The following is a 21,649-nucleotide window of genomic DNA, read 5'->3' as shown; positions in this document are numbered from 1 at the left end:
TCAACCGATAAAATTATAAAAAAGTTCCATAACTGCAAGATTTAAAGTCTATTTTTTAAGAACTGTTAGTCTTAATCCAATTAGGCTTCTCAATTTTCGCTGTATTGGGGGAAGCCAAAAGTTGGCCTAAGAATGACGGAATATTAAATAATTGGATACTTTCTCACCTCAAGAAAATGCAGATCTCGATTATGGATCAGCGCAAACCATTACCTTAAATGAAAAAGAACGCCAAATTTTCACTGAATATGCGCAAATACGAACTGTCAGTGCCGATGATTATTTAGTTACAGAAGGAGACGGCGATACTTGTTTCTATTTGTTGATAACAGGTAATCTGGTAAAAGAGCAATCAGGTAAAGCTAAAATGTTAGGCATGTATGAGCAACTCGAAGAAGGGGAGCTAATAGGCCTATTAAGTTTTTTTACTGAAGAAAAACATCTGAATTCCATTCTCGCTCGTGCTGATAGTCAAGTAGCGATAATTACAAGAGAAATCTACGATAGTCTGTTGGCTGAGCAGCCACTGTTGTGGGAAAAACTACAAAGTATTGGCCTGCATATGATGCGCAAGCATCGATTATCAATTCATCTCGATAAATTGTTTGGCCCTTTTGGGGTGATGTTGCCATTTGTATTAGCAGATATAGAGCACGAACTTGAGTGGGTGACGCTGCCAAGCGGCCAGACTTTGTTTCGACAAGGTGATGTGCCAGATGGCGCTTATATTCTGGTGGCAGGTCGTCTTCAAATGACCACAAAATTGCTAGACGGTAGAGAGGTGGTGAATGATGCAATTTTAGCAGGTGAAACCATTGGCGAAACCGCACTTTTAACCGCCCAACCCCAAGCACATACTGTGTACGCTGTTAGGGACAGTGAATTAGTTAAATTGTCAAATTACAGTTTTGAACTGATGCTACAGCGCAATACCCGAGCCATTCACAATATTGCCCATATACTCGGTAAACGGCTCACCGATTTACCCATCGAAAAAGGTACATCTAAAGCGCCGGTTAGATGTATTAGTTTGCTTCCTGCCAACGCTGATTTAGAACTGTCTAATTTTGCCCAACAGCTATGTTCCACTTTATCTGACTACGGTTCTACGAAACATTTGAGTAGTGACATAGTCAATGCTGAATTGGCTACAGAAGGTATCGCCCAAAGTCACGAAAACGAAGCCACTAGTTTGCGACTGGTTGAATGGTTGCACTCCCAAGAAGATGATTGCCAGTATTTAGTGTATCAGTCTGACCAGAAATGGTCTCAGTGGAGTGCGAGGTGTGTTCGACAAACTGACCAAGTGATAGTGGTAGCTGAGGCTAATTCAGAGCCGGATCTGTCAGCTTTAGCTCCTCACTTGTCTGGAGAACGACAACGTTGGAGTTTAGTGTTGTTACATGAGTTAGACACCGACCGACCTAGAAATACCGCAGCGTGGCTTAATCCCGTGTCTCCAGACGCCATTTATCATGTGCGTAAAGGACACACTGCGGATATGGCAAGAGTCACAAGGATCTTATCTGGCAATGCTGTCAGTTTGGTTCTAGGAGGGGGGGGCGCCCGTGGATTTGCTCATTTGGGTGTTATTAAAGCAATGGAAGAATTAAACATTCCCATTGATATGGTGGGGGGAACCAGCATGGGTGCCCCTATTGCCGGCATTGTTGCCCAAGGTGCAAATGCAGATCAAGTGATGCAGCGCGCTAAACAAGCCTATTACAAAATTATCGACTTCACTTTTCCATTGGTCTCTGTAATTGCGGGCAAACGCATTAGTCAAACCATAAGGGAGCAAACTCAAGGTTGGGATATTGAAGATTATTGGTTACCGTTTTTTTGTGTTTCCACAAATTTGACCACCGCTTTACCGGTGATTCATCAACGTGGTGATTCTTGGATAGCGATCCGCAGTAGTGTGTCTATACCTGGGGTTTTACCACCTGTTCCCCATGGAGACGAACTCTTAGTCGATGGTGGTGTACTAAACAATTTACCGGTGGACATCATGCGTGAAATCAATCCATTTGGAGTCGTGATTGCAGTCGATGTCGCACCGCCAGTAGGACCTAAGGCAAAATCCGATTATGGAACTGAGTTATCGGGATGGCAGTTGCTAATTCAACGTTTGTTCCCTTGGTTAAAAGCGCCTTCCGTGCCGAGTTTAGGTTCCACCATTATGCAGGCTATGGTGGCGGGATCTGCCCTTAAGCGACAGCAAATAATTCAACAACAACAAGCCGATCTATATCTGAATATTCATGTGAAAGGTGTGGGTATGCTGCAATTTGATGCGCAATCCAAAGCAACCAAAATTGGTTATAAAGCGAGCTTTGCAAGACTTAAGGCGCATTTTAATTCGACCGATAAAAAGTCTGAAATCAAGCAGGGGGAATAACATGAAGGATTCATTAATAGTGGCTATGACTGTTACTTTGAGTTTGTTTAGTCAGTTGGTAATGGCCGACGGTATTAGCTCAGTTGCCGCCTTAGGTAGAATAGAGCCTGAAAACGGCATCATTATTATCGGCGCACCTTCCACGCCAGAATCGACTGCCGGTTCATTAATAGCGAAGTTACACGTAGCCGAAGGAGATAGTGTAACTGTGGGGCAATTAATCGCTGAAATCGATTCTGCAGCTGTAGCGCAAGCGCTGGTGGTTGAAACAGAAAAGGAATACGAATTTGCGGTGCGACAATTTGATGCCGACACCAGTGTCGCAGAAGCAGCTTGTGTGCAGGCTGATACCGCTAAAAGCGAGGCGTTAAGACGGGAAAAATTGTTAAGTCAGGGCTTGGCACCTGCAGAAGAAGTAGAACAGGCTCAAGGTGATGCCAAATCGCTTAAGGCGTCTTGCCAATCGGCTAGAGTGTCGGCCACTGCGGGCGAGATGGCGATTGAAGTCGCAAAAGCTAGATTGGAAAGGCGAAAGGCGGAATATCAGCGTAAGCTCATTTATTCACCCATTGACGGCATGGTACTTCAAGTCAATGCCTATCCTGGTGAGTTTGTGCACCTTGACGGCGTAGTGGAACTGGCCGCGGTTCAAAATATGTATGCGGTAGCGGAGATTTATGAAACAGATATTAACCGCGTGCGTATAGGTCAAAAGGCAACAATAAGTAGTGATGCGCTAGAAGAAAAACTCACTGGAAAGGTTAGCTATATTCAGCCAAAAGTACAAAAACATGATGCTATAGGAACCGATCCTGCGGCTCGAAAAGACGCACGAATCATTGAAGTTGATGTATTACTGGATAATCCACAAGCTGTGCGGCGTTTAATCAATTTGCAAGTCGAAATAGTGCTTGAGTGATTCATAACATGATACCAATGCAAACTAAAGTAGCCTGGTTACAGCTTAAACATCGACCGGTTAGACTAATTGTTGCGCTGTGTGGAATTGGCTTTGCTGTATTGTTAATTCTCATGCAATTGGGTTTTCGATCAGCCTTGTTTGAAAGTGCGGTGCGTTTTCACGAAAAACTAAATTACGATATTGCTTTGTTTAGTCCAGATAGCGTGTTTATTGTGCGCCCTCAGGCCTTTTCACAGCGGCGACTCTACCAGGCTAAAGCGTTGCCAGAAGTAGAGCAAGTGATGCCTGTTAATATTTTCCCTGGAGTCTGGAAAAATCCTTGGAACAATGGCCGTAGAAGCATCAATACACTGGGGTTTGACCCTGGTGATGCTATCTTTGACAATCCTGAGTTCGATAAACTTCGCCCTATGCTGAAAGCCCGTGATGCTATGGTCTTTGATTCAGCCTCTCGGCCTGAATTCGGCCCTGTGAGTGAATCCGTGACTCGTGACAAAGTATTAGTGACCGAAATCAATAATCGAGAAATAAGCGTGGTGGGTTTGTATAAGATGGGAACCTCATTTGGCTTGGATGGCAGTGTATTTATGAGCTCCGATAATTGGCTTCGCTTGTTTCCGGACCGTTCAAGGGAAGATATACAATTGGGTTTAATTACACTCAAAGCGGGAGCCAATGCCAATGAGGTAAGAGACAAGCTCAAAGCTTACCTTCCTGGCGATGTGTTAGTGTTGACCAAGCGCGATTTTGTTGAGCGAGAAACCGCTTATTGGAACTCGGCTACCCCAATCGGCTATATATTTACTTTTGGCGCAATAATGGGCTTTGTTGTGGGGGCGATTATTGTATATCAGATTTTGTTTGCGGGAGTGTCTGAGCATCTGAGTGAATACGCAACCTTACGTGCTATGGGATATTCCAGCACCTTTGTGTCGGGAATTGTTGTGCAACAAGCGGTATTACTGGGCGCTCTAGGTTACATACCAGGAGTGGCTGTAGTGATGTGGTTATACTCGTTAGCTGCAGGAGCCACTAATTTGCCACTGTATTTAACTCAAGATAGAGCCGTAACTGTTTTTATATTAACCATGATAATGTGTGCCATTTCCGCCTTGCTGAGCGTTAGAAAGGTTGCTCGTCTCGATCCCGCAGAGGTGTTTTGATGACCACAGATATTTCAATTAGTGTTAAGAATTTGGATTTTTCTTTTGGTAGTGGCGACCTCAAAAAACAAATTCTATTTAATATCAGTACCGAAATAAAAGCCGGAGAAATTGTCATTGTCACTGGGCCTTCTGGCTCTGGAAAAACCACGCTCCTAACTATAGTGAGCGCATTAAGAGCGGTTAAGACTGGCAGCGTGCAAATTTTGGGTAATGAATTGTGCGGTGCAAAAAGCAGAGAGCTCGAGCAAGTTCGCAAAAATATTGGGTTTATATTTCAGCAACATAACCTTATTGGTGCCTTAACGGCGCTGCAAAACGTAGTCTTAGGTATTCGAATTAGCGGTAAATTTAAAGGCCGACAAATAGAACAACGAGCCATCGAGTATTTGCAAATTGTAGGTTTGGGAGAGCGTATTCATTATTACCCTGAACAATTATCAGGTGGGCAACGACAGCGAGTGGCCATTGCGCGAGCCATGGCAGCAGAGCCAAAAATTCTGATGGCTGATGAACCCACGGCCTCGTTAGATAAACAATCGGGTCGCGATGTGGTGGACCGTATGAAAAGTATGGCTAAGGAGCAAGGCTCCACTATTTTGCTAGTGACCCACGATAATCGAATTCTTGATGTGGCAGATCGCATCATTTATTTAGAGGATGGGCATATAGCCAGTTTCAATGAGGCAGTTATTGATAACAGTCAACAGTTGATGAAAGTGGTGGCTGATACCCCTTCTGAACGACCCAACAATCAAATTGAAAGCGATTTTGACTTTCAATACTTTATGGTTGACCTTTCACTGCAATCACAACGTATTTTGGCACTTAAAAGTAAGATTAATCCCATCGCATTTAAAGGAGTCTTGAGCAACGCATTATCTGATTTTACCGCTCAGGCTGCTGAGAAATTTGCGACACAAGGATTTCCATTATATCTAGCGGCTGATGGACAGTGGAGCGCCTCTCCTTTGGGAGACACTAGTGGTGATCACGTGATTACTTATCCTAATCAAGGCGGCTTAGTCAATTATGTCAGAGATTTAAAAGAATCTGTTTTGATAGACAATTCGCTATTGCATGAACACACAGATCCAATCATTGATAAAAATGACGAAGCACAGATGATTATGGCGGTGCCTTTAAAACGAAGAACCGGAGAAGTTTTCGCAGTACTTCAGTGTCGTCGAGTCTTAAGCACACCGGGTTTTACTGAACGTGATTTGAAGTTGTTCGAACTGTTTTGTACCAGTATTACCGGATTGTTGGATGTGTATACTACGTTGTAAGCTTCGATTTTTAAGAGTGCTTGATGAGTTCTCATTAGTAAACAAGCGCCATTTCGGCGCTTGTTTGCATTGTTCAAAAACTAAACTTGTGAAGCTGAACTTTCAATTGCCCCGGTTTTTTTACCCTTAAACACTTTGCCAAATAGACCAAACAACCTTACAAAACCGGCTTTAAGATCTTCGAGTATCATATACAAACAAGGTACCAAAACTAGGGTGACGACTGTTGCGTAAAGTACCGCAAAACCCAAGGCAACGGCCATAGGGATAACAATTTTTGCTTGTGTACTGGTTTCAAACATTATGGGTAACACACCCACAAATGTGGTGATTGAAGTCAAGGTGATAGCTCTAAAACGTGCACAACCGGCTTCAGTAACCGCTAACAACAAAGCGACTCCTTGTTTGCGTCTTTGATTAACAAAGTCGGTCATAACCAAACTGTCGTTTATCACCACACCAGCAGCGGCAATTAAACCAAACAACGAAAGCATGCTGAGATCTATGCCAAAGATAAAATGCCCCCAGATTGCTCCAGTTAAACTGAATGGGATGACTGACATGATGATTAATGGTTGACCATAACTTTTTAAGGGAATGGCCAGTAATATGAAAATCATCAATAAACCAACAATAAAGAAGGTCAACTGTTCACTTTCTTGGGCTTGCTCTTCTTCGATGGAACCGCCTAATTCAGACTTTACTCCAGGGAAGTTAGACTTCAATTGTGGTAACAAGGTTTCTTCCACTTGTTCAATTACTGCATTAGGTTCAACCACTTCTTCGTCAATGGAGCCATATACATAGACACTTCTGTATCCTTCTTCTCGGCGAATATAGTTAATACCAGGTGTTTCTGTAAGTGTGACGACGTCACCGAGCATAACTTCTTTGCCTTCGGGAGTGGTTAACACTGCATATTTTAGTTCGGCAAAACGCTCACGAGTCAGCTTAGGATATCGCACCATTACCCGCACTTCTTCGCCGTCGCGTATCACCCTTTGTGCTTCGCCACCAAAAAAGCTGGCGCCCACTTGACTGGCGATATTACTTAAATCTAGACCTAAGTCATAAGCTACGGGTAATAAATCGATTTGAATCTCTTTGCTGGCTGGGTCGATACTCGAGCTAATGTCAAATAACCCTTCTTGTTGTTGCAGCATGGAAATGAATTCACGGCCAGCAGCATTCAACAACTCAATATCAGCCCCAAATAACATGAAACCAAATTCACCATTGCCGTCACCACCACCCATTAGATTATCTTGGATAGTAATAGATTTCATACCTGGAATAATGGGCATGTCGGCGCGCCATCTTCTGGCTAATTCAAAGGCATCAAAATGACGGTCTTCTTCGTTAACCAAAGGCACCAAAATTCGCCCCGATGTGCGGCCTTGGTTAAACACCATGATATCTTTCATCATGCTGCTACCGTATTCATCTTGAATGTCTTTATCTACTTTATAAACCATGGCTTCAATGGTTTTAAGCGCTTCTAAAGTTGATTCGTCTGACACATTTTCATTCATATCAATATTGATACCTGGGAAGTCATGAGCCACTTTAGGAGTCATAACTGTCCTAACATAGCTACCTTGAATTAAACCAATACTGATGAATAAAAGCGCCAAGAATGTGGTTAGTACTAACCAACGCCACTCAATGCAGCGAACAATGAAATTTCTATAGGGACCGTTAACAAAGCTAAAGAAATTTTTGTTAAATCTGGCTCGCCAACTACTTTCTTTAATCGGGGTAAATTTCATGTGGGCTAAATGTGCCGGCAAAATCCACTTTGACTCGATTAAACTGAAAACTAAACATAAAATCACCACAACTGAAATGTTGGTGAAAAACGACGCCTGCGGACCTGAAGCAAATAGTGATGGAGCAAATACTGCTATAGTGGTCAATACTCCAAAAGTAGCCGGTGTGGCGACTTTTTTGGCACCTCGAACAACACTTTCTACACCGCCTCCTTTTTCTTCTATTTCGGTGTAAGCCGATTCACCTATAACAATAGCGTCGTCAACTACTATGCCTAACACCATGATAAAAGCGAACAGAGATAAAACGTTAAGAGTGACACTAAATATTGGCATCATCATTATCGCGCCCAAGAAACAAACCGGTAAGCCCAGCATTACCCAAAAAGCCAGTCTAAAACGCAAAAATATTGTAAGCAGCAAGGCCACTAAAAGCGCACCTTGAAACAGGTTTTTGAGCATCATGTCTAGGCGTGAATTTAAATAAAATGTCATGTCTACTAGGATCTTAAGTTTTAATCCCTCAGGCAGTGTTTTATTGCGAGCTTCTACATAGGTTTGCACAGAATTAGCTATAGGAACTGTACTTTGGTCTTTAGTGGCTTTGACACTTAGAGACATGGCATTGACGCCAGAATATTTGAAGTAGCGTTCACCTTCGGTAAATCCATCGTATATTTGCGCCACATCTTCAAGCAATACTTTAGCGCCATTGGCGCCAATTTTGACAGGTATCTTCCTAAACTCATCACCGTTATACAGTTGATTCTCAACTCTTACCGCGACAATGCCTGAGTCTGTGCGCAATTGACCCGCTGAGATATCGGCGGAAAAACGACTGATAGCTTGGGTCACGTCGGCAATAGACAAGTTATACTTGCGCAACGTATCTGGTTCAATTTCTATGGCAATTTCATCTTCGGGTGCTTCTAATTGAACAAGAGACACATTTTGAAGTGCCATTAATTCATCTTCAATTTGTTTGGAAATAGGTTTTAGTTCACTAATGGGTAAATCACCCACCAGTGCCATCTCAATGACATCTTGCTGAAATTCAATTTGGGATATATTAGGTGGCTCCATATCAGCAGGAAAGGTAGCGATGCTGTCGATCCTTGCTTTTACTTTATCTAATACGTCAGTTAATTTTTTCTTTGGGTCAATTTCTAGCGTAATAGAGCCACTGCCGCGGACCGCACGTGACGTGCTTTCTTTGATTTCAGTAATGTCTTTAAGTGCTTCTTCCATCTTAATGAGAATGCTCTGCTCAATTTCTTGAGGAGACGCGCCACGGTACACCGCACTGACACTGATATAGTTAATTTCAATATTGGGAAACATTTGTCGCTGGACAGTAAAATAACTATAAATACCCATGATGATAATAAACATCATCATTAAGTTAGCAGCAACGGAGTTATTGGCAAAATAGGCGATTATGCCGGTTTCTTTCGGCTCAATTAGGGTGTTTGGGTTTTCACGGGACATATTTAAAACCTTAAAGTGATTGCTGAACGACTAGGTCTTTAGCCGGCTCGGCAATTTTTACTTTCATACCTTTTTGAGGATACTCAGGTAAGGTCATAATCAACTTATCGCGGTTTTGTAATCCGTCACTAATTAAGAAATAGGCTCCTTCTTCGCGTAAAATTTCGACACGCTTAGGTTGCATTGCTTGGTTTTCATCTAATACCCAAATAATTCTGTTGTTGACTAATTCTTGGGGCAAACGATAGACCTGATTAAGGGTTTTTCCAGAGAAACTGACTTCCACATAATGTCCAAATTTAAGTGGGGGTAGCGAAGATTTTAAACTGTATGGATCGTCTATTCTCACGACCAGTTGACTCATACGGGTACTTTGGTCAATGATGCCTAAGTCTCGAGAAACCTTACCCTCACGCACAATAGCGTTGTAACCCTTGGTGCTGATGGTGGCAATTTTTTGAGTAATGTCGCTAGGTAAAAACTCTCTGTCAAAACCAGCTATAGGGAATGATATTTCTGCAGACTCGATGTTATACAGTTCACCTACTTGTGCGCCTTGGTTAACATATTGTCCTACACCTAAATCTCGTTTCACGACTAAGGCATCGTAGGGCGCTTTAATCGTACAGTTATCTAAGTCTCGTTGCGCAATTTTTATTCTTGCTTGAGCTGATTTTACCGCTGCTTGGGCACTGAGTATTTGTGGTTTACGTAAATACAAGTCAGACACTTTAGTGCCTTTGGCTTCACGCTCGGCTACTTCAGCTCTAGCTTGTTCTTCAATTAAATTAGCCTGAGCGAGACTAAGATCTGCTTCAGCTTGCAATAAGGCGGCTTCGTAGGTATCAGCTTCAATCGTAAATAGGGTATCACCTCGTAAAACCAAACCACCAGGTACAAAATTTGGGTGCCAGGTGAGGACTTCGCCAGAAACTTGCGCCGCAACCAAAGTACTCTCTAGCGGTTTAACTTCGCCGTAGCTAGTAATTCTCACTTGGTAATCTTCAGCTATGGCTGTTTCAATTTTGACTGTAGGACGTGTATCAACGGGATCTTTTTCTTCATCTACTTCACCAGACGCTTTAATAACCTTCATTCCGCTAAAACCAATTACCAAAATTACTAAAGGTAATATTCCTCTAAACCACTTCTTTTTCATGTCACTTTGCCCTAACCACAAATTCCAGTTGCTACATAATAACTTACGATAACAATGATACATAAGTTCATTTGTAAAAATGTGTGATTTTTCAATGCTATTGACCAGAACAGCCCCCTTTATTGAGTATCTGAATATTTCGAAAGGGCTAGTGCCAAAGCTTAGCTAATTGACTATAGTGATGAGCAGTCAAACATCAGGCAATCAAAAAAGTTTATGAAACGTTGTGCATTTTTATCAATGGATAGTCTTGAAGATTTTTTTTCTTACGACACCTTATTATTTGAACCACTTAAAAAGCATGGGTGGTTAGCCGAAGAAGTCTCTTGGCGTAACGCGGATGTTGATTGGGATCTGTACGATGTTGTGGTGATCCGCTCTACCTGGGATTACCAAGATGATGTTGAAGCGTTTTTGGCGTGTTTGCAACGTATTGAAGCCTCGTCGGCGCAACTGCAGAATAGTTTAAAAATTGTGCAGTGGAATATCAATAAGCGCTACTTAAATGATTTACAAAACCAAGGTATCAACATTGTACCAACTCTTTGGTTTGATTCATTTTTGTTAAATGAAGTACAGGCTAGTTTTGTTCATTTTGATTCACCAGAGGTGGTCATTAAACCTTTGGTGAGCGCTAACGCTGACCATACTTATAGATTGACACCAGAGCGTCTTGTACAACAAAGGGCACAGCTCGAAGCTATTTTTGCTAACCGAGAGTTTATGGTGCAACCTTTTTTAACAGGGATTATTGAAGAAGGTGAATACTCACTGTTCTTTTTTGCGGGGCAATACAGTCATAGTATTTTGAAGCAACCACAGTCCGGGGATTTTAGAGTGCAGGAAGAGCACGGTGGGCAACTCAAAGCGGTGCAACCCAATGAAGAAATGCTAACAGCTTCAAGACATTGTTTAGCCGCTTTACCTGAAGACGTGTTATATGCGCGAATAGATTTAGTCAGACACAAAAACGAATTTTCAGTAATAGAAATAGAGTTAATTGAGCCCTCTTTGTATTTTAATATGGATCCCGAATCACCTCAGCGTTTTGTCGACGCGTTTTTAGAAATGCTGTGATCAACTAGTTCATGTAAGGTTATGAATCTTCGTGAACAGGCTAGTTGAAATCTGTAAGGTGTGCTCAAAGGTTCACCAAAATACTTAATATCTCGTTAGGTTGTTAATTGCCGCTTAAATACGAGTAAGCTACGCAAGCATTGGCTCAAATCAGCCATTGGCTCTTTATTCACAAATAAAAGCGCTAGATTGCGTCCTTTTGTCATCACTCTATTTCAGTTTATAACATTCCTGTCGCGCTCATTATTAGCCGTACTCCTAGCCCTGCGGTGACCATCACAACTATGATTCCCAGAGTATTGCCGAGCCATTTATTGGTAAATTGACCTAGCTGTTTTTTCTGATTCATCACAACAAGCAAAAAGATGGCGATAATAGGCAATAATAAACCGTTGGCGAATTGCGCCGCTAAAATAATGCTAATAGGTTTTATACCGGTTAAAGCCAAACATGCGCCACTGACAATAACACTGAGTGCAATCCACTTGAAAACGGGTGAAGAAGTACCGCCTTTGATTCCCAATATTTCGGTCATGGCATAGGCGGTAGCCAAAGGTGCTGCGATTGAGCTACTTAAACCTGCGGCAAAAAATCCTATTCCCAGCATGATTTTTGAAAACGAGCCAAAAAGTGGCTCAAGTTGTTTGGCCATGTCGCCAGCCCCTGAAATGTTCAAACCACTGCCAAAAATACTGGCAGCAGCCGTGGAGGCTATCAAAATGGTTATTAAGCCGCCTAACCCAATGGCAGTGGCCGTGTCGGCTCTAGCGTGATTTAGATTGTTTACCGATGCCCATTTGGTTTTGGCTGCTGAGGCATGTAAAAAAAGGTTGTAAGGTACAACAGTTGTGCCGATTAGGGCTATAACAGTTAATAAACTGCCGTCGGGTATGGTTGGCGAAGTGAGTCCAGTAAAAAGCGCACCTAAGTCAGGCCCCACGGATACAAAAGTACTAATAAAAGCCAGTGCCATTAGTGCTACCAATATAAGCAACATACGTTCAATATGTTTATATGATCCGCGCCACAATAACGTGGCCGCTAACAGTGAAATGACCAAAACAGCGCCAAGATACAGGGTTTGATTCTCATCAGTTAAGGCTTCAATGCCTAAGGCCGCCCCAGACAGATTGCCTGCTTCGTATGCCGCATTGCCCAAATATAAAGCTATAATAATGACTGCAAATAACGGCCATTTCCAAATAGATTGATTGAGCAATATCGCCAGAGTCTCTCCCAATCCTTTTTGGGTCACTAGCCCTAGTCGGGCTGACATTTCTTGCAAAATAATAGTGGCAATGGTGGCAAATAATAAGGCCCACAGTAGAGTATATCCGTAATTGGCCCCTGCTAAGGTACATGCGGTAACCGTTCCTGGGCCAATAAATGCGGCTGCAATCAACGCTCCTGGACCGATATTTTTAATACGTTCTAACATTGGTTTGTACCTATTTTTACTGGAAGTCATGCAGCACATTCTGTGTATTCCAGTATGCCTGACAGGGTCATCAACGAACATTCCCTTGAGATCAATTTTAATTACTGTATTTACAGAGCCTTATGTTCTAATCGATTTTCCTAAACAAGACAATATATTCTGAATATGATTATTATTACCGGTGACCTGTTAATCAAAAAAGGCAATATGCCGTTAGCTTTGCAATACGCTCAAAAACATGTGGCGCAGTCGCGGACAGAGGCGGGTTGTATCAGTCACGGGGTATATCAAGATCCCGAAAACCCGTTACGTTTGTTTTTTTATGAACAATGGGCTGATCAAGCTGCAATTGACGCCCATTTTGCTTTACCGAGTTCACAAAATTTCGTGGCACTAGTTAGCGATTTAGTTACTGAAGTACCCAATCTTCATATATTTAACGCTGAGCAAATAAAATAGTTGGTTGTTTAAATTATTCGTAACTATCAGCCTGACTTAAAGTTGTATATTTCAGCGTTGACACTAGCCTTTATTTCTTCAATTTAAAGAACTAGTACATTGGTTATATCAAGTAGCGCGGTGTTTTAGTGTAATCGGTCTCCTCTCACTTTAATTAAGATACTCATATGATATTGTGGTTTATATCTTTAAATGTGAATGGGGATAACTAACATGGCGCAGTGGTTAGATGCAAAATTGGTGAGTAGAACTGATTGGAACGATCATTTGTTTAGTTTACGTTTTTCATGTGACGACTTTCCTCAGTTTAAGGCTGGGCAGTTCACTAAGGTAGGGGTTGAACAGGATGGCAAAGTAGTTTCACGGCCTTACTCATTAGTTAATGGGCCAGATGATAATGAGTTAGAGATTATTGCGGTGCCTGTAGCAGAAGGAGTCTTGTCCCCTAAATTACATACTCTACAGATTGGAGCATCTTTAAAAGTAATGTCTCCGGCCACTGGATTTTTGGTGCTTGATGAAGTGCCTAAAAGCCGCGATTTATGGTTAATGGCTACAGGTACTGGAGTAGGGCCGTTTTTGTCGATTCTTGCAAGCGGACAAGCTTGGCATAGCTTTGAAAATATCATTTTGGTGTATGGAGCACGTTATCAACAAGACTTAGCCTATATGCCATTAATAGAAACATGGCTGCAGCAGTATCCTGACAAATTTCGGTTTGTCGCTGTAGTCAGTCGTGAAGAGCCAGCTTCGGGGATGCAAGGCCGTATTCCAATACTGCTGAAAACCCTAACTATTCAAGAACAGGTTGGCTTAGATATTCATCCCGAGCATAGCCAAGTGATGTTGTGTGGTAATCCAGCCATGATAGAAGATGCGACTCAAACATTAGTTGAATTAGGTTTATCTAAACATCTTAGGCGGTCACCTGGACAGATATCCATGGAGCGTTATTGGTAGTGAAACTCGGTCATTTTTGTTAAAAACGCGCAAAACGCAAAACTGCTAAATGCGCGTTTTTATTATCTTCAACTCTGTATGAATTTTTTAATATCTATACAGGGTTGAGGTTTGTTCCGCTTTATTCGTCGTCTTCAACCAAGGTCATCAATGAGGTGTTACCTCCAGATGCTGTAGTATCAATACTGACAGTTTTTTCAGTCAACAAACGCTGTATCAAGTGATCGTAATATTCTGCGGTGATAACCGGTAGTATCGCACCAGTGCGCTTAGCTAGCATTTGCACCATATAGCTAGAGCGGTCACTTTCACTGTCGATAACCACACCTGCTAGGTCTTGTTCTGCTAACAAGGATTGCAGATGATGCAATTTGGCAACCTGAAATACATGTTTAGGTGCGCCAGTTGCCAAAAACTGCTCACGAAATTCTGTTGCTTCTGCGTAAAACAATTCTGACACTACAGAAATGACCACGTTACCAGTTGCTAAGGCGGTTACAACAGATAAAAGCCAATATTCAAAGGTAACGTTTTTGTCTGCGAAACATACCAATATGCCTCTAGGCTCTAAGTACAACACATTTGATTCACCAGTTGGCCCCGGCAATACTTGGGGTTTTTTGAGGCGTTTTTCTATACTGATCAACTGCGAGCGTGCCGCTGCTAGTGTAGAGTTTAGATCGTCGGCAAGATCTTCAACTATATCGACTTTTGCAATAGTGGCGAGCAATTGACGCACCGAGGATATACGGGTATTTAAATCCGTTAAACGCCATTCATGTTCGATAGAGCACGCGTTTTTCATGCATTGAATCGCTTGTTGCTCAGCTTCAGTGCCACTTTCAAGGGCTTTATCTACGTTAGGCAATGATTCACTCTCGTCTCGTGGTGTTGATTTTTCAAGCATAAGACGGGTTAAATAATGTGGTCCGCCGGCTTTAGGGCCAGTACCAGATAATCCACGACCACCAAAAGGTTGCACGCCAACTATGGCACCAATCATATTGCGGTTGACATAGACGTTGCCGGCGCGAGACAGTTTGATTAAGTCCATGGCCCTAACATCGATACGGGTATGAATACCCATAGTTAAACCAAAACCTGTGCCATTAATTTTTTCGACAGTTTGCTCAAGGTCATCGGCTTTGAAGCGCACTATGTGTACACAAGGACCAAAAACTTCGCGCTTGAGTACCGAAATATCATCAATTTGATACAGTCTAGGCGCAAAAAATGTTCCGTTATTTTCTGGTACTTTGCACTCGTATAACAAGGTGCCATTGTGTTGCATATCTTCGGCATGGGCTTGTAAATTAGTTAACGCTTTTTGGTCAATAACTGGGCCGATATCGGTGGCTAAATAGGCGGGGTCACCCACACTTAGTTCACGTAATGCGCCAATTAACATTTCGGTTACTGTGTCAGCTATCTCTTCTTGTAAAAACAGTACCCGTAGTGCTGAACATCGCTGCCCGGCACTTTGAAAACCTGAAGCAATGACGTCGTCTACCACTTGTTCCGGTAGAGCTGTAGAGTCGACGATCATACAGTTTTGGCCACCGGTTTCAGCGATCAGCGGAACTTGTTCTCCGCCCCTTTGTGCTAACGTATTAGCAATCAGGTTTCCGGTAACAGTTGAGCCTGTAAACATCACTGCTTTGATGCGCTCATCTGGCAGCAACACTTCGCCTACATCGGGTCCTGCAGCAACAACAGATTGCACCACACCTGCAGGTAAACCTACATATTCCATTAACTGTAACGCGCGTAGTGCGATTAAACTGGTTTGTTCTGCGGGTTTCGCAATTACGGTATTGCCAGTCACTAGGGCTGCCACTACTTGGCCTAGGAAAATAGCTAGTGGAAAATTCCAAGGGCTAATACATAAGATTACACCCCTTGGGGCCAAACGAGAATAATCTGCCAACTCTTCAGCACGTGCCGCATAGTAACGACAAAAATCTACCGCTTCGCGGACTTCGTCCACTGCGTCTGATGTGACTTTGCCCGCTTCTTTAATACATAGCGCTATGAGCTCATCAATATTACGTTCTAAAATATCTGCAGTGCGGCGCAGTAAATTAGCTCGTTCTTCAATAGGTGTCTGTGACCAGGTACTAAAAGTGTCGTGGGCAACAGTGAGTTTATCCGCCATTTGCTGCTGATTATCAAAACGGTGGTAACCAATTATTTCATCCAAGTTCGCTGGATTACGTACCGCATGACATCCCTCTGGCACTTGTTCCTGATTCAACAGATTGTCAGTAAACCAGCGTTCCAACGAAGCTTTTAATGGGGTAATTTGATTGATGTCGGTAACATCAAGCCCTTTAGAGTTGTCCCTTTCGGCACCGTACAAAGCAATGGGCTTTTGGATTTGATCGTTATATTTAAACTTTAACCTTTGGGTTTTTTCTACTGGGTCTTCGAGTAAAGATTCAACTGGCCTAGTTTCATCAACTATGGCATTCACAAAAGACGAGTTAGCACCGTTTTCGAGCAAGCGGCGCACTAAATAAGCCAAGAGATCTTCATGTTCTCCCACAGGGGCGTAAATACGACATTGGATATTTTCTAAGGAAACTATCTGATCATAAAGGCTGTCACCCATGCCATGTAGACACTGGAATTCAAACCCTTCTTTGTCATCACCCGCCAGTTCAACTATGACCGCGGCAGTGTAAGCGTTATGAGTCGCAAACTGTGGGTAGATAGTGTCACGGTAATCTAATAAACGGTTGGCGCAGGCATGGTATGACACATCGGTAGATGATTTACGGGTAAATACCGGAAAGTGTTCTAGGCCATCTTTTTGGGCGTTTTTAATTTCTGTGTCCCAATAGGCACCTTTAACAAGTCTAACCATTAACTTGCGGCCTACTTTCTGGGTTAATTCTCGTAACCAGTCGATAACATACATGGCACGTTTTTGATAAGACTGAACTGCCAAACCAAAACCATCCCAACCGACTAGGTCAGGATCACTAAACACTTGTTCGATAATATCCAAAGAAATATCTAGTCGCTCTGATTCTTCCGCATCAACGGTTAAGCCGATGTTATATTCTTTGGCTAGCAGACATAGCTGTTTCAATTTGGGAGGAATTTCTGCCATGACTCTTTCTCTATGGGTAAATTCATAGCGAGGGTGAATGGCAGATAACTTCACTGAAATGCCCGGGCTTTTTCTCGGTCCTTTGCCCTGCGCTGCTTTACCTATGACTTTAATCGCCTGTGCGTAAGCGTCAAAATATTCGTCGGCATCTTTTTGAGTTCTGGCACCTTCACCTAACATGTCGTAAGAATACACATAACCTTTGCGTTCTTTTTCTTCGGCACGTTGTACTGCGTCCTCGATGGTTTCACCCATTACGAATTGTTGACCCATTACTTTCATGGCGATATTCATTGCCTTGCGAATAACAGGTTCGCCCACTTTTCCTAAGGTCTTTTTGAGGATCCCAAATTGGTTACGTTGATTGGCATAATTAACTAGTCCACCGGTCAACAATAATCCCCAAGAAGATGCGTTTACAAAAAGAGATTCGCTGTTGCCTAAATGTGAGCTCCATTGACCTTTAGACAGCTTGTCACTTATCAATTTATCTTGGGTTTTTTTGTCAGGTACTCTTAACAAGGCTTCTGCCAAACACATCAAAACCACTCCTTCGGAAGACGATAACGAATATTCGTTGAGCAAGGCTTCCACTACTCCAGTGCCTTCTTGATCCTGACGAATTTGCAATACCATTTTACGGGCGCGCTCCCAAGCTCGACTGCGTGCGCGCATATTCACTTCTGCATCGGGCAGAATATGTTCGACGGCTAGATTTTCGTCAATTCGATAAAAATCGCGGATTTTTTGACGAGTGGGTGATTCTGTGACTAAGTTACCGTCAAACAACATATGCAGCTCCAAATTGGTTGGAAAATAAGATTCTAAATGGACTTTTTATAGGCCCAGTCAATAATCGGTGGAGTATATAGACAGCTACTTGTGGCGACAACTTTTGTAGAATGTCTGGCGCTGTAAAATTAGAAAAAAGTGCAAAACTCTTTACAGTGTGAAACTTCGATAACCTTTAGCTCTGATTATCATTGTCTATTTCGTTCTGTAATTTTTCAATTTCGTCCAGTACCCGCATAAATTTAGAGCCAAATTTTGTGACTTTGTACTCTACTCTTGGGGGAACTTCGTTATAAGAAATTCGCTGTAAAATACCGAACTCAGTATTTTTTCTTAAACATTGGTTTAGGACTTTTGTTGTTAAGCCTTCTACATTTCGTACCATTTCGCCCGGACGGTTAATACCATTTTCAAGAAGTTGGTATAGGGTCAATGACCATTTGCATCCGTAAATGGTTTCTAACATGCGCGCACTTTTATGTGGCGCTATTTTTCTTTCAAAATTATTTTCTTTTGTTTTCATAAAGATGTACCTAAAAGTACCTACCTTACCTATTGGTACTTACTTTTTAGCCTAGAGGCGGTTTGTTAAATTATCGACACACACTAGCAGACTACGGAAAAATATTATGAATAATTCACCAATCGCACTCGTTCTTGGCGGCTCTAGCGGCATAGGATTGTCTACAGCAAAACATCTGATTACCCAAGGTATTAGTACCCTTATTATGGGCAACAATAATGATAAACTGAAAGCCGCACAAAGTGAGCTTAATAAACTGTGTTCACAAGATGCCGTCGCTGAAACGATGCAAGTTGATTTACAGCAACAGTCAGATGTCGAAAGAGTGATTAGCCACATTAACAATGAAACGCGACATATCAAATACTTTGTTAATGCAGCAGGCTATTTTAATCCTAAACCTTTTATAGAACATCAACTTAGTGACTATGATACTTATGCTGCTATGAATCGTGCTGCATTTTTTATTAGTCAAGCGGTGGCCAATAACATGATTAGAAACAGGGGTGGGGCAGTAGTACATATCGGTTCAATGTGGGCTAAACAAGCGATTAAAGCGACTCCGTCTTCAGCTTACTCAATGGCCAAAGCGGGATTACATGCGTTAACCCAGCATATGGCGATGGAATTAGCGGCCCATAATATTCGTGTGAACGCGGTTTCACCCGCAGTGGTAAAAACACCTATTTATGAAACCTTTATCGATCCCGCACAATTAGATGATGCATTAGCTAACTTTAATGACTTTCACCCAATAGGACGTATTGGTACTCCTGACGACATAGCCAAGAGCATCAATTTCTTATTGCAAGATAGTTCTAGCTGGGTAACTGGTGCTATTTGGGATGTAGACGGTGGTGTGATGGCTGGAAGAAATTAAACTGAAAAATAAGGAATGCGAGCATGACCACGCGCTTAAATGCAGATTTTACTCAGCGTATTGTAGTTCGGCCCGAAGATTATCAATGGGTTGAATCGCCTATGCCGGGTGTTGAACGTATGATGTTAGACAGAATTGGTGATGAAGTGGCTAGAGCCACGTCTATAGTGAGGTATGCACCTTTTAGCGAGTTTTCATCACATACTCATTCTGGTGGTGAAGAATTTTTGGTACTCGATGGTGTATTTGCAGATGAGCACCAAGAATATCCTCAAGGAAGTTATGTGCGAAATCCTATCGGTAGCGCACACACACCTAAAATTGGAAAAGAAGGCGCTGTAATTTGGGTTAAGTTACATCAGTTTAACCAAGACGACAGGCTGCAAAAAGTCATTGCCACACAGAGTCAACCGTGGCGTCAGGGGGTGGCCAATGGCTTGAGCGTGATGCCTTTACATGAATTTGAAAATGAACACGTGGCATTAGTTAAATGGGAGTCGAATACCCAATTTAGCAGCCATCAACATTGGGGAGGTGAAGAGATTCTTGTATTAGAGGGGACCTTCCATGATGAACATGGTGCTTATCCTAAAGGTACTTGGATACGTAGCCCTCACTTAAGCCGCCACACGCCTTTCACCAAAGAAGATGGCGCTTTGATTTATGTTAAAACCGGGCATCTTTAGATGCTCTGATTTAGGTAGCGACACTTGTGCAGAGTCGACTTAGTTAAAGCTGTTTACCAAACCAATTTAACTTTTGTTGCAAACTCACCACTGAGCCTACAATAATTAACGCTGGGGGTGTAATACCGGCAGCCTCTGCCAATTGTTGAATATTCTCTAAGGTGCCCGTGACTACTTTCTGCTGCGAAGTTGTAGCAGATTGCACCATGGCGATAGGGGTAGTGGAAGCAAGTCCGTGCTTGACGAGCTGTTCGCAAATAATAGGTAAACCAGTTAACCCCATATAAAACACTATGGTTTGGTCTGGTTGCGCTAAGCCTTTCCAGTTTAGGTTGATGCTATTGTCTTGTAAGTGACCTGTTGCAAAAACCACCGATTTGGCGTGATCTCTATGGGTTAAGGGTATGCCTGCATAACTAGCCGCGCCGCTGGCTGCGGTTATACCAGGAACGACCTGAAAGTTAACGCCATACTCGATTAGGGTTTCAAGCTCTTCACCGCCTCGACCAAAAATGAAGGGATCTCCACCTTTTAGTCGTACCACGCGATTACCCGCCAGTGCCTCTTTCGCAAGTAATTCATTAATTTCGTTTTGGGGTACTGTGTGTTTACTTTTTGCTTTACCAACATAAATTTTTTCAGCATCTCGTCTAACGAGCTCAAGTATTTCTGGGGAAACTAGACGATCGTAAACCACCACATCGGCTTTTTGCATTAGGCGTAATGCCCTAAATGTCAATAAATCTGGATCTCCGGGACCTGCACCGACTAAATATACTTCACCCACTGTTTTACTGGCTTGCTTGGAATCTAATTTTTCTAAAAACTTCCGTTCGGCGAGTTGTTGGTTTCCTTGTAACACGTTTTCGGCTATGTCGCCGTCTAGAACGTCTTCCCAAAAATAACGTCGTTCAGTCACTGACTTGAAGCGCTTTTTCACGGACTCTCTGAATTTTTCAGAAAACTGCCCAAGTAAACTAATTTTCTGGGGGATAACAGACTCGAGTTTTTGTCGTAAATATCGAAGTAAAACCGGCGCTACACCACCGCTACTCATTGCAATAATGATAGGTGAACGATCAATAATAGAAGGAGTGATAAATTGGCAAAGTGGGGTATTGTCTACCACATTAACTAAGATTTTTTGTGCTCGAGCTTGGTCGTGAACCTGTATATTTAATTCACTGTTATCGGTAGCTACGAAAACCATCTGTTTGTCGCTCAGATCTGATTCATTGTATGGCCTGACAATGAGTTGGATTTTCTCTTGTTTCGCAAATTTAAGTAAGGTGTCGCACACCCAAGGTGCAACAACAGTAATATCTGCAGATGTTTTTAACAGTAATTCCACTTTACGTGCGGCGACTTCTCCTCCGCCCACGACCAAACAGTTTATGTCTGTGGTGTCTAAAAATATCGGGAAATATTGCATGACTCAGTACTCGATAAAATGAAGGCTCCAGTTTGCCCTGCTTCAATAGATGTGAAAACCATTTAAAACTAAATTAATATTCCATATGGTTATTAA

Annotated in this window: 15 protein-coding genes; 9 read left to right on the top strand and 6 right to left on the bottom strand. The window is 42.4% G+C overall.

Annotated elements, in window-relative coordinates; genetic code table 11:
* Positions 1 to 151: 151 nt before the first annotated feature.
* The 4 genes from KO534_RS16415 to KO534_RS16400 are packed head-to-tail and all read left to right on the top strand — an operon-like array spanning position 152 to position 5,775.
* On the top strand, positions 152 to 2,401 hold the full coding sequence (locus KO534_RS16415) for a cyclic nucleotide-binding domain-containing protein (protein ID WP_215930973.1): 2,250 nt from the start codon (positions 152 to 154) through the stop codon (positions 2,399 to 2,401).
* Position 2,402: 1 nt separating this feature from the next.
* The gene (locus KO534_RS16410; protein WP_215930971.1) at positions 2,403 to 3,320 is read left to right on the top strand and encodes an efflux RND transporter periplasmic adaptor subunit; all 918 of its coding nucleotides are present in this window, start codon (positions 2,403 to 2,405) and stop codon (positions 3,318 to 3,320) included.
* A gap of 17 nt (positions 3,321 to 3,337) precedes the next feature.
* Positions 3,338 to 4,486, top strand: a complete 1,149-nt coding sequence (gene devC / locus KO534_RS16405) for an ABC transporter permease DevC (RefSeq protein ID WP_215930969.1) — start codon at positions 3,338 to 3,340, stop codon at positions 4,484 to 4,486.
* Entirely contained in the window at positions 4,486 to 5,775 is a 1,290-nt protein-coding gene (locus KO534_RS16400) for an ATP-binding cassette domain-containing protein (RefSeq protein ID WP_215930967.1), read from the top strand. Before devC ends, KO534_RS16400 begins: the two co-directional genes overlap by 1 nt.
* Before the next feature lie 80 nt (positions 5,776 to 5,855).
* On the opposite strand, the gene KO534_RS16395 is transcribed toward KO534_RS16400, so the two are convergent.
* Positions 5,856 to 9,032, bottom strand: a complete 3,177-nt coding sequence (locus KO534_RS16395) for an efflux RND transporter permease subunit (RefSeq protein ID WP_215930965.1) — start codon at positions 9,030 to 9,032, stop codon at positions 5,856 to 5,858.
* Positions 9,033 to 9,042: 10 nt separating this feature from the next.
* Positions 9,043 to 10,191, bottom strand: coding sequence for an efflux RND transporter periplasmic adaptor subunit (locus KO534_RS16390; RefSeq protein WP_215930963.1), 1,149 nt, complete (start codon positions 10,189 to 10,191; stop codon positions 9,043 to 9,045).
* Positions 10,192 to 10,407: 216 nt separating this feature from the next.
* Between KO534_RS16390 and KO534_RS16385 the strand changes: the two genes are divergently transcribed.
* Positions 10,408 to 11,268, top strand: coding sequence for an ATP-grasp domain-containing protein (locus tag KO534_RS16385; RefSeq protein ID WP_215930960.1), 861 nt, complete (start codon positions 10,408 to 10,410; stop codon positions 11,266 to 11,268).
* 220 nt (positions 11,269 to 11,488) lie between these two features.
* On the opposite strand, the gene KO534_RS16380 is transcribed toward KO534_RS16385, so the two are convergent.
* A complete protein-coding gene (locus KO534_RS16380) occupies positions 11,489 to 12,706 on the bottom strand; it encodes an Nramp family divalent metal transporter (RefSeq protein ID WP_215930958.1) in 1,218 nt (405 codons plus the stop codon).
* 165 nt (positions 12,707 to 12,871) lie between these two features.
* Here KO534_RS16380 and KO534_RS16375 point away from each other — a divergent pair, with 165 nt between their 5' ends.
* Entirely contained in the window at positions 12,872 to 13,165 is a 294-nt protein-coding gene (locus KO534_RS16375; protein WP_215930956.1) for a putative quinol monooxygenase, read from the top strand.
* A 213-nt stretch (positions 13,166 to 13,378) separates the two neighbouring features.
* Positions 13,379 to 14,125: a ferredoxin--NADP reductase gene (locus tag KO534_RS16370; protein WP_215930954.1), complete on the top strand. Its 747-nt coding sequence runs from the start codon at positions 13,379 to 13,381 to the stop codon at positions 14,123 to 14,125.
* A gap of 121 nt (positions 14,126 to 14,246) precedes the next feature.
* Here KO534_RS16370 and putA read toward each other — a convergent pair whose 3' ends face one another.
* Both putA and KO534_RS16360 read right to left on the bottom strand, forming a co-directional pair.
* Entirely contained in the window at positions 14,247 to 18,032 is a 3,786-nt protein-coding gene (putA, locus tag KO534_RS16365) for a bifunctional proline dehydrogenase/L-glutamate gamma-semialdehyde dehydrogenase PutA (RefSeq protein WP_215930952.1), read from the bottom strand.
* A gap of 175 nt (positions 18,033 to 18,207) precedes the next feature.
* Positions 18,208 to 18,555 (bottom strand): winged helix-turn-helix transcriptional regulator, encoded by a 348-nt coding sequence (locus KO534_RS16360; RefSeq protein ID WP_215930950.1) that lies wholly within the window; start codon positions 18,553 to 18,555, stop codon positions 18,208 to 18,210.
* 106 nt (positions 18,556 to 18,661) lie between these two features.
* Between KO534_RS16360 and KO534_RS16355 the strand changes: the two genes are divergently transcribed.
* Positions 18,662 to 19,435, top strand: a complete 774-nt coding sequence (locus KO534_RS16355) for an SDR family NAD(P)-dependent oxidoreductase (RefSeq protein WP_215930948.1) — start codon at positions 18,662 to 18,664, stop codon at positions 19,433 to 19,435.
* Positions 19,436 to 19,458: 23 nt separating this feature from the next.
* Complete coding sequence (locus KO534_RS16350; protein ID WP_215930946.1) at positions 19,459 to 20,121, top strand: cupin domain-containing protein; 663 nt, start codon at positions 19,459 to 19,461, stop codon at positions 20,119 to 20,121.
* Between the two features lie 43 nt (positions 20,122 to 20,164).
* Here the strand turns inward: KO534_RS16350 and cysG are convergent, their stop codons facing one another.
* Positions 20,165 to 21,553: a siroheme synthase CysG gene (gene cysG / locus KO534_RS16345; protein ID WP_215930943.1), complete on the bottom strand. Its 1,389-nt coding sequence runs from the start codon at positions 21,551 to 21,553 to the stop codon at positions 20,165 to 20,167.
* Between the last annotated feature and the right edge of the window lie 96 nt (positions 21,554 to 21,649).

It is taken from the genome of Paraglaciecola arctica (genome assembly GCF_018861065.1).
GTDB lineage: Bacteria > Pseudomonadota > Gammaproteobacteria > Enterobacterales > Alteromonadaceae > Paraglaciecola > Paraglaciecola arctica_B.
This window is presented reverse-complemented; position numbering and strand designations above follow the sequence as displayed.

Coding starts and splice junctions, on each gene's coding strand:
- KO534_RS16355 (WP_215930948.1), top strand. CDS start 18,662: ATGAATAATTCACCAATCGCACTCGTTCTTGGCGGCTCTAGCGGCATA.
- KO534_RS16385 (WP_215930960.1), top strand. CDS start 10,408: ATGAAACGTTGTGCATTTTTATCAATGGATAGTCTTGAAGATTTTTTT.
- KO534_RS16375 (WP_215930956.1), top strand. CDS start 12,872: ATGATTATTATTACCGGTGACCTGTTAATCAAAAAAGGCAATATGCCG.
- KO534_RS16400 (WP_215930967.1), top strand. CDS start 4,486: ATGACCACAGATATTTCAATTAGTGTTAAGAATTTGGATTTTTCTTTT.
- KO534_RS16380 (WP_215930958.1), bottom strand. CDS start 12,706: ATGTTAGAACGTATTAAAAATATCGGTCCAGGAGCGTTGATTGCAGCC.
- KO534_RS16390 (WP_215930963.1), bottom strand. CDS start 10,191: ATGAAAAAGAAGTGGTTTAGAGGAATATTACCTTTAGTAATTTTGGTA.
- cysG (WP_215930943.1), bottom strand. CDS start 21,553: ATGCAATATTTCCCGATATTTTTAGACACCACAGACATAAACTGTTTG.
- putA (WP_215930952.1), bottom strand. CDS start 18,032: ATGTTGTTTGACGGTAACTTAGTCACAGAATCACCCACTCGTCAAAAA.
- devC (WP_215930969.1), top strand. CDS start 3,338: ATGCAAACTAAAGTAGCCTGGTTACAGCTTAAACATCGACCGGTTAGA.
- KO534_RS16410 (WP_215930971.1), top strand. CDS start 2,403: ATGAAGGATTCATTAATAGTGGCTATGACTGTTACTTTGAGTTTGTTT.
- KO534_RS16360 (WP_215930950.1), bottom strand. CDS start 18,555: ATGAAAACAAAAGAAAATAATTTTGAAAGAAAAATAGCGCCACATAAA.
- KO534_RS16395 (WP_215930965.1), bottom strand. CDS start 9,032: ATGTCCCGTGAAAACCCAAACACCCTAATTGAGCCGAAAGAAACCGGC.
- KO534_RS16370 (WP_215930954.1), top strand. CDS start 13,379: ATGGCGCAGTGGTTAGATGCAAAATTGGTGAGTAGAACTGATTGGAAC.
- KO534_RS16350 (WP_215930946.1), top strand. CDS start 19,459: ATGACCACGCGCTTAAATGCAGATTTTACTCAGCGTATTGTAGTTCGG.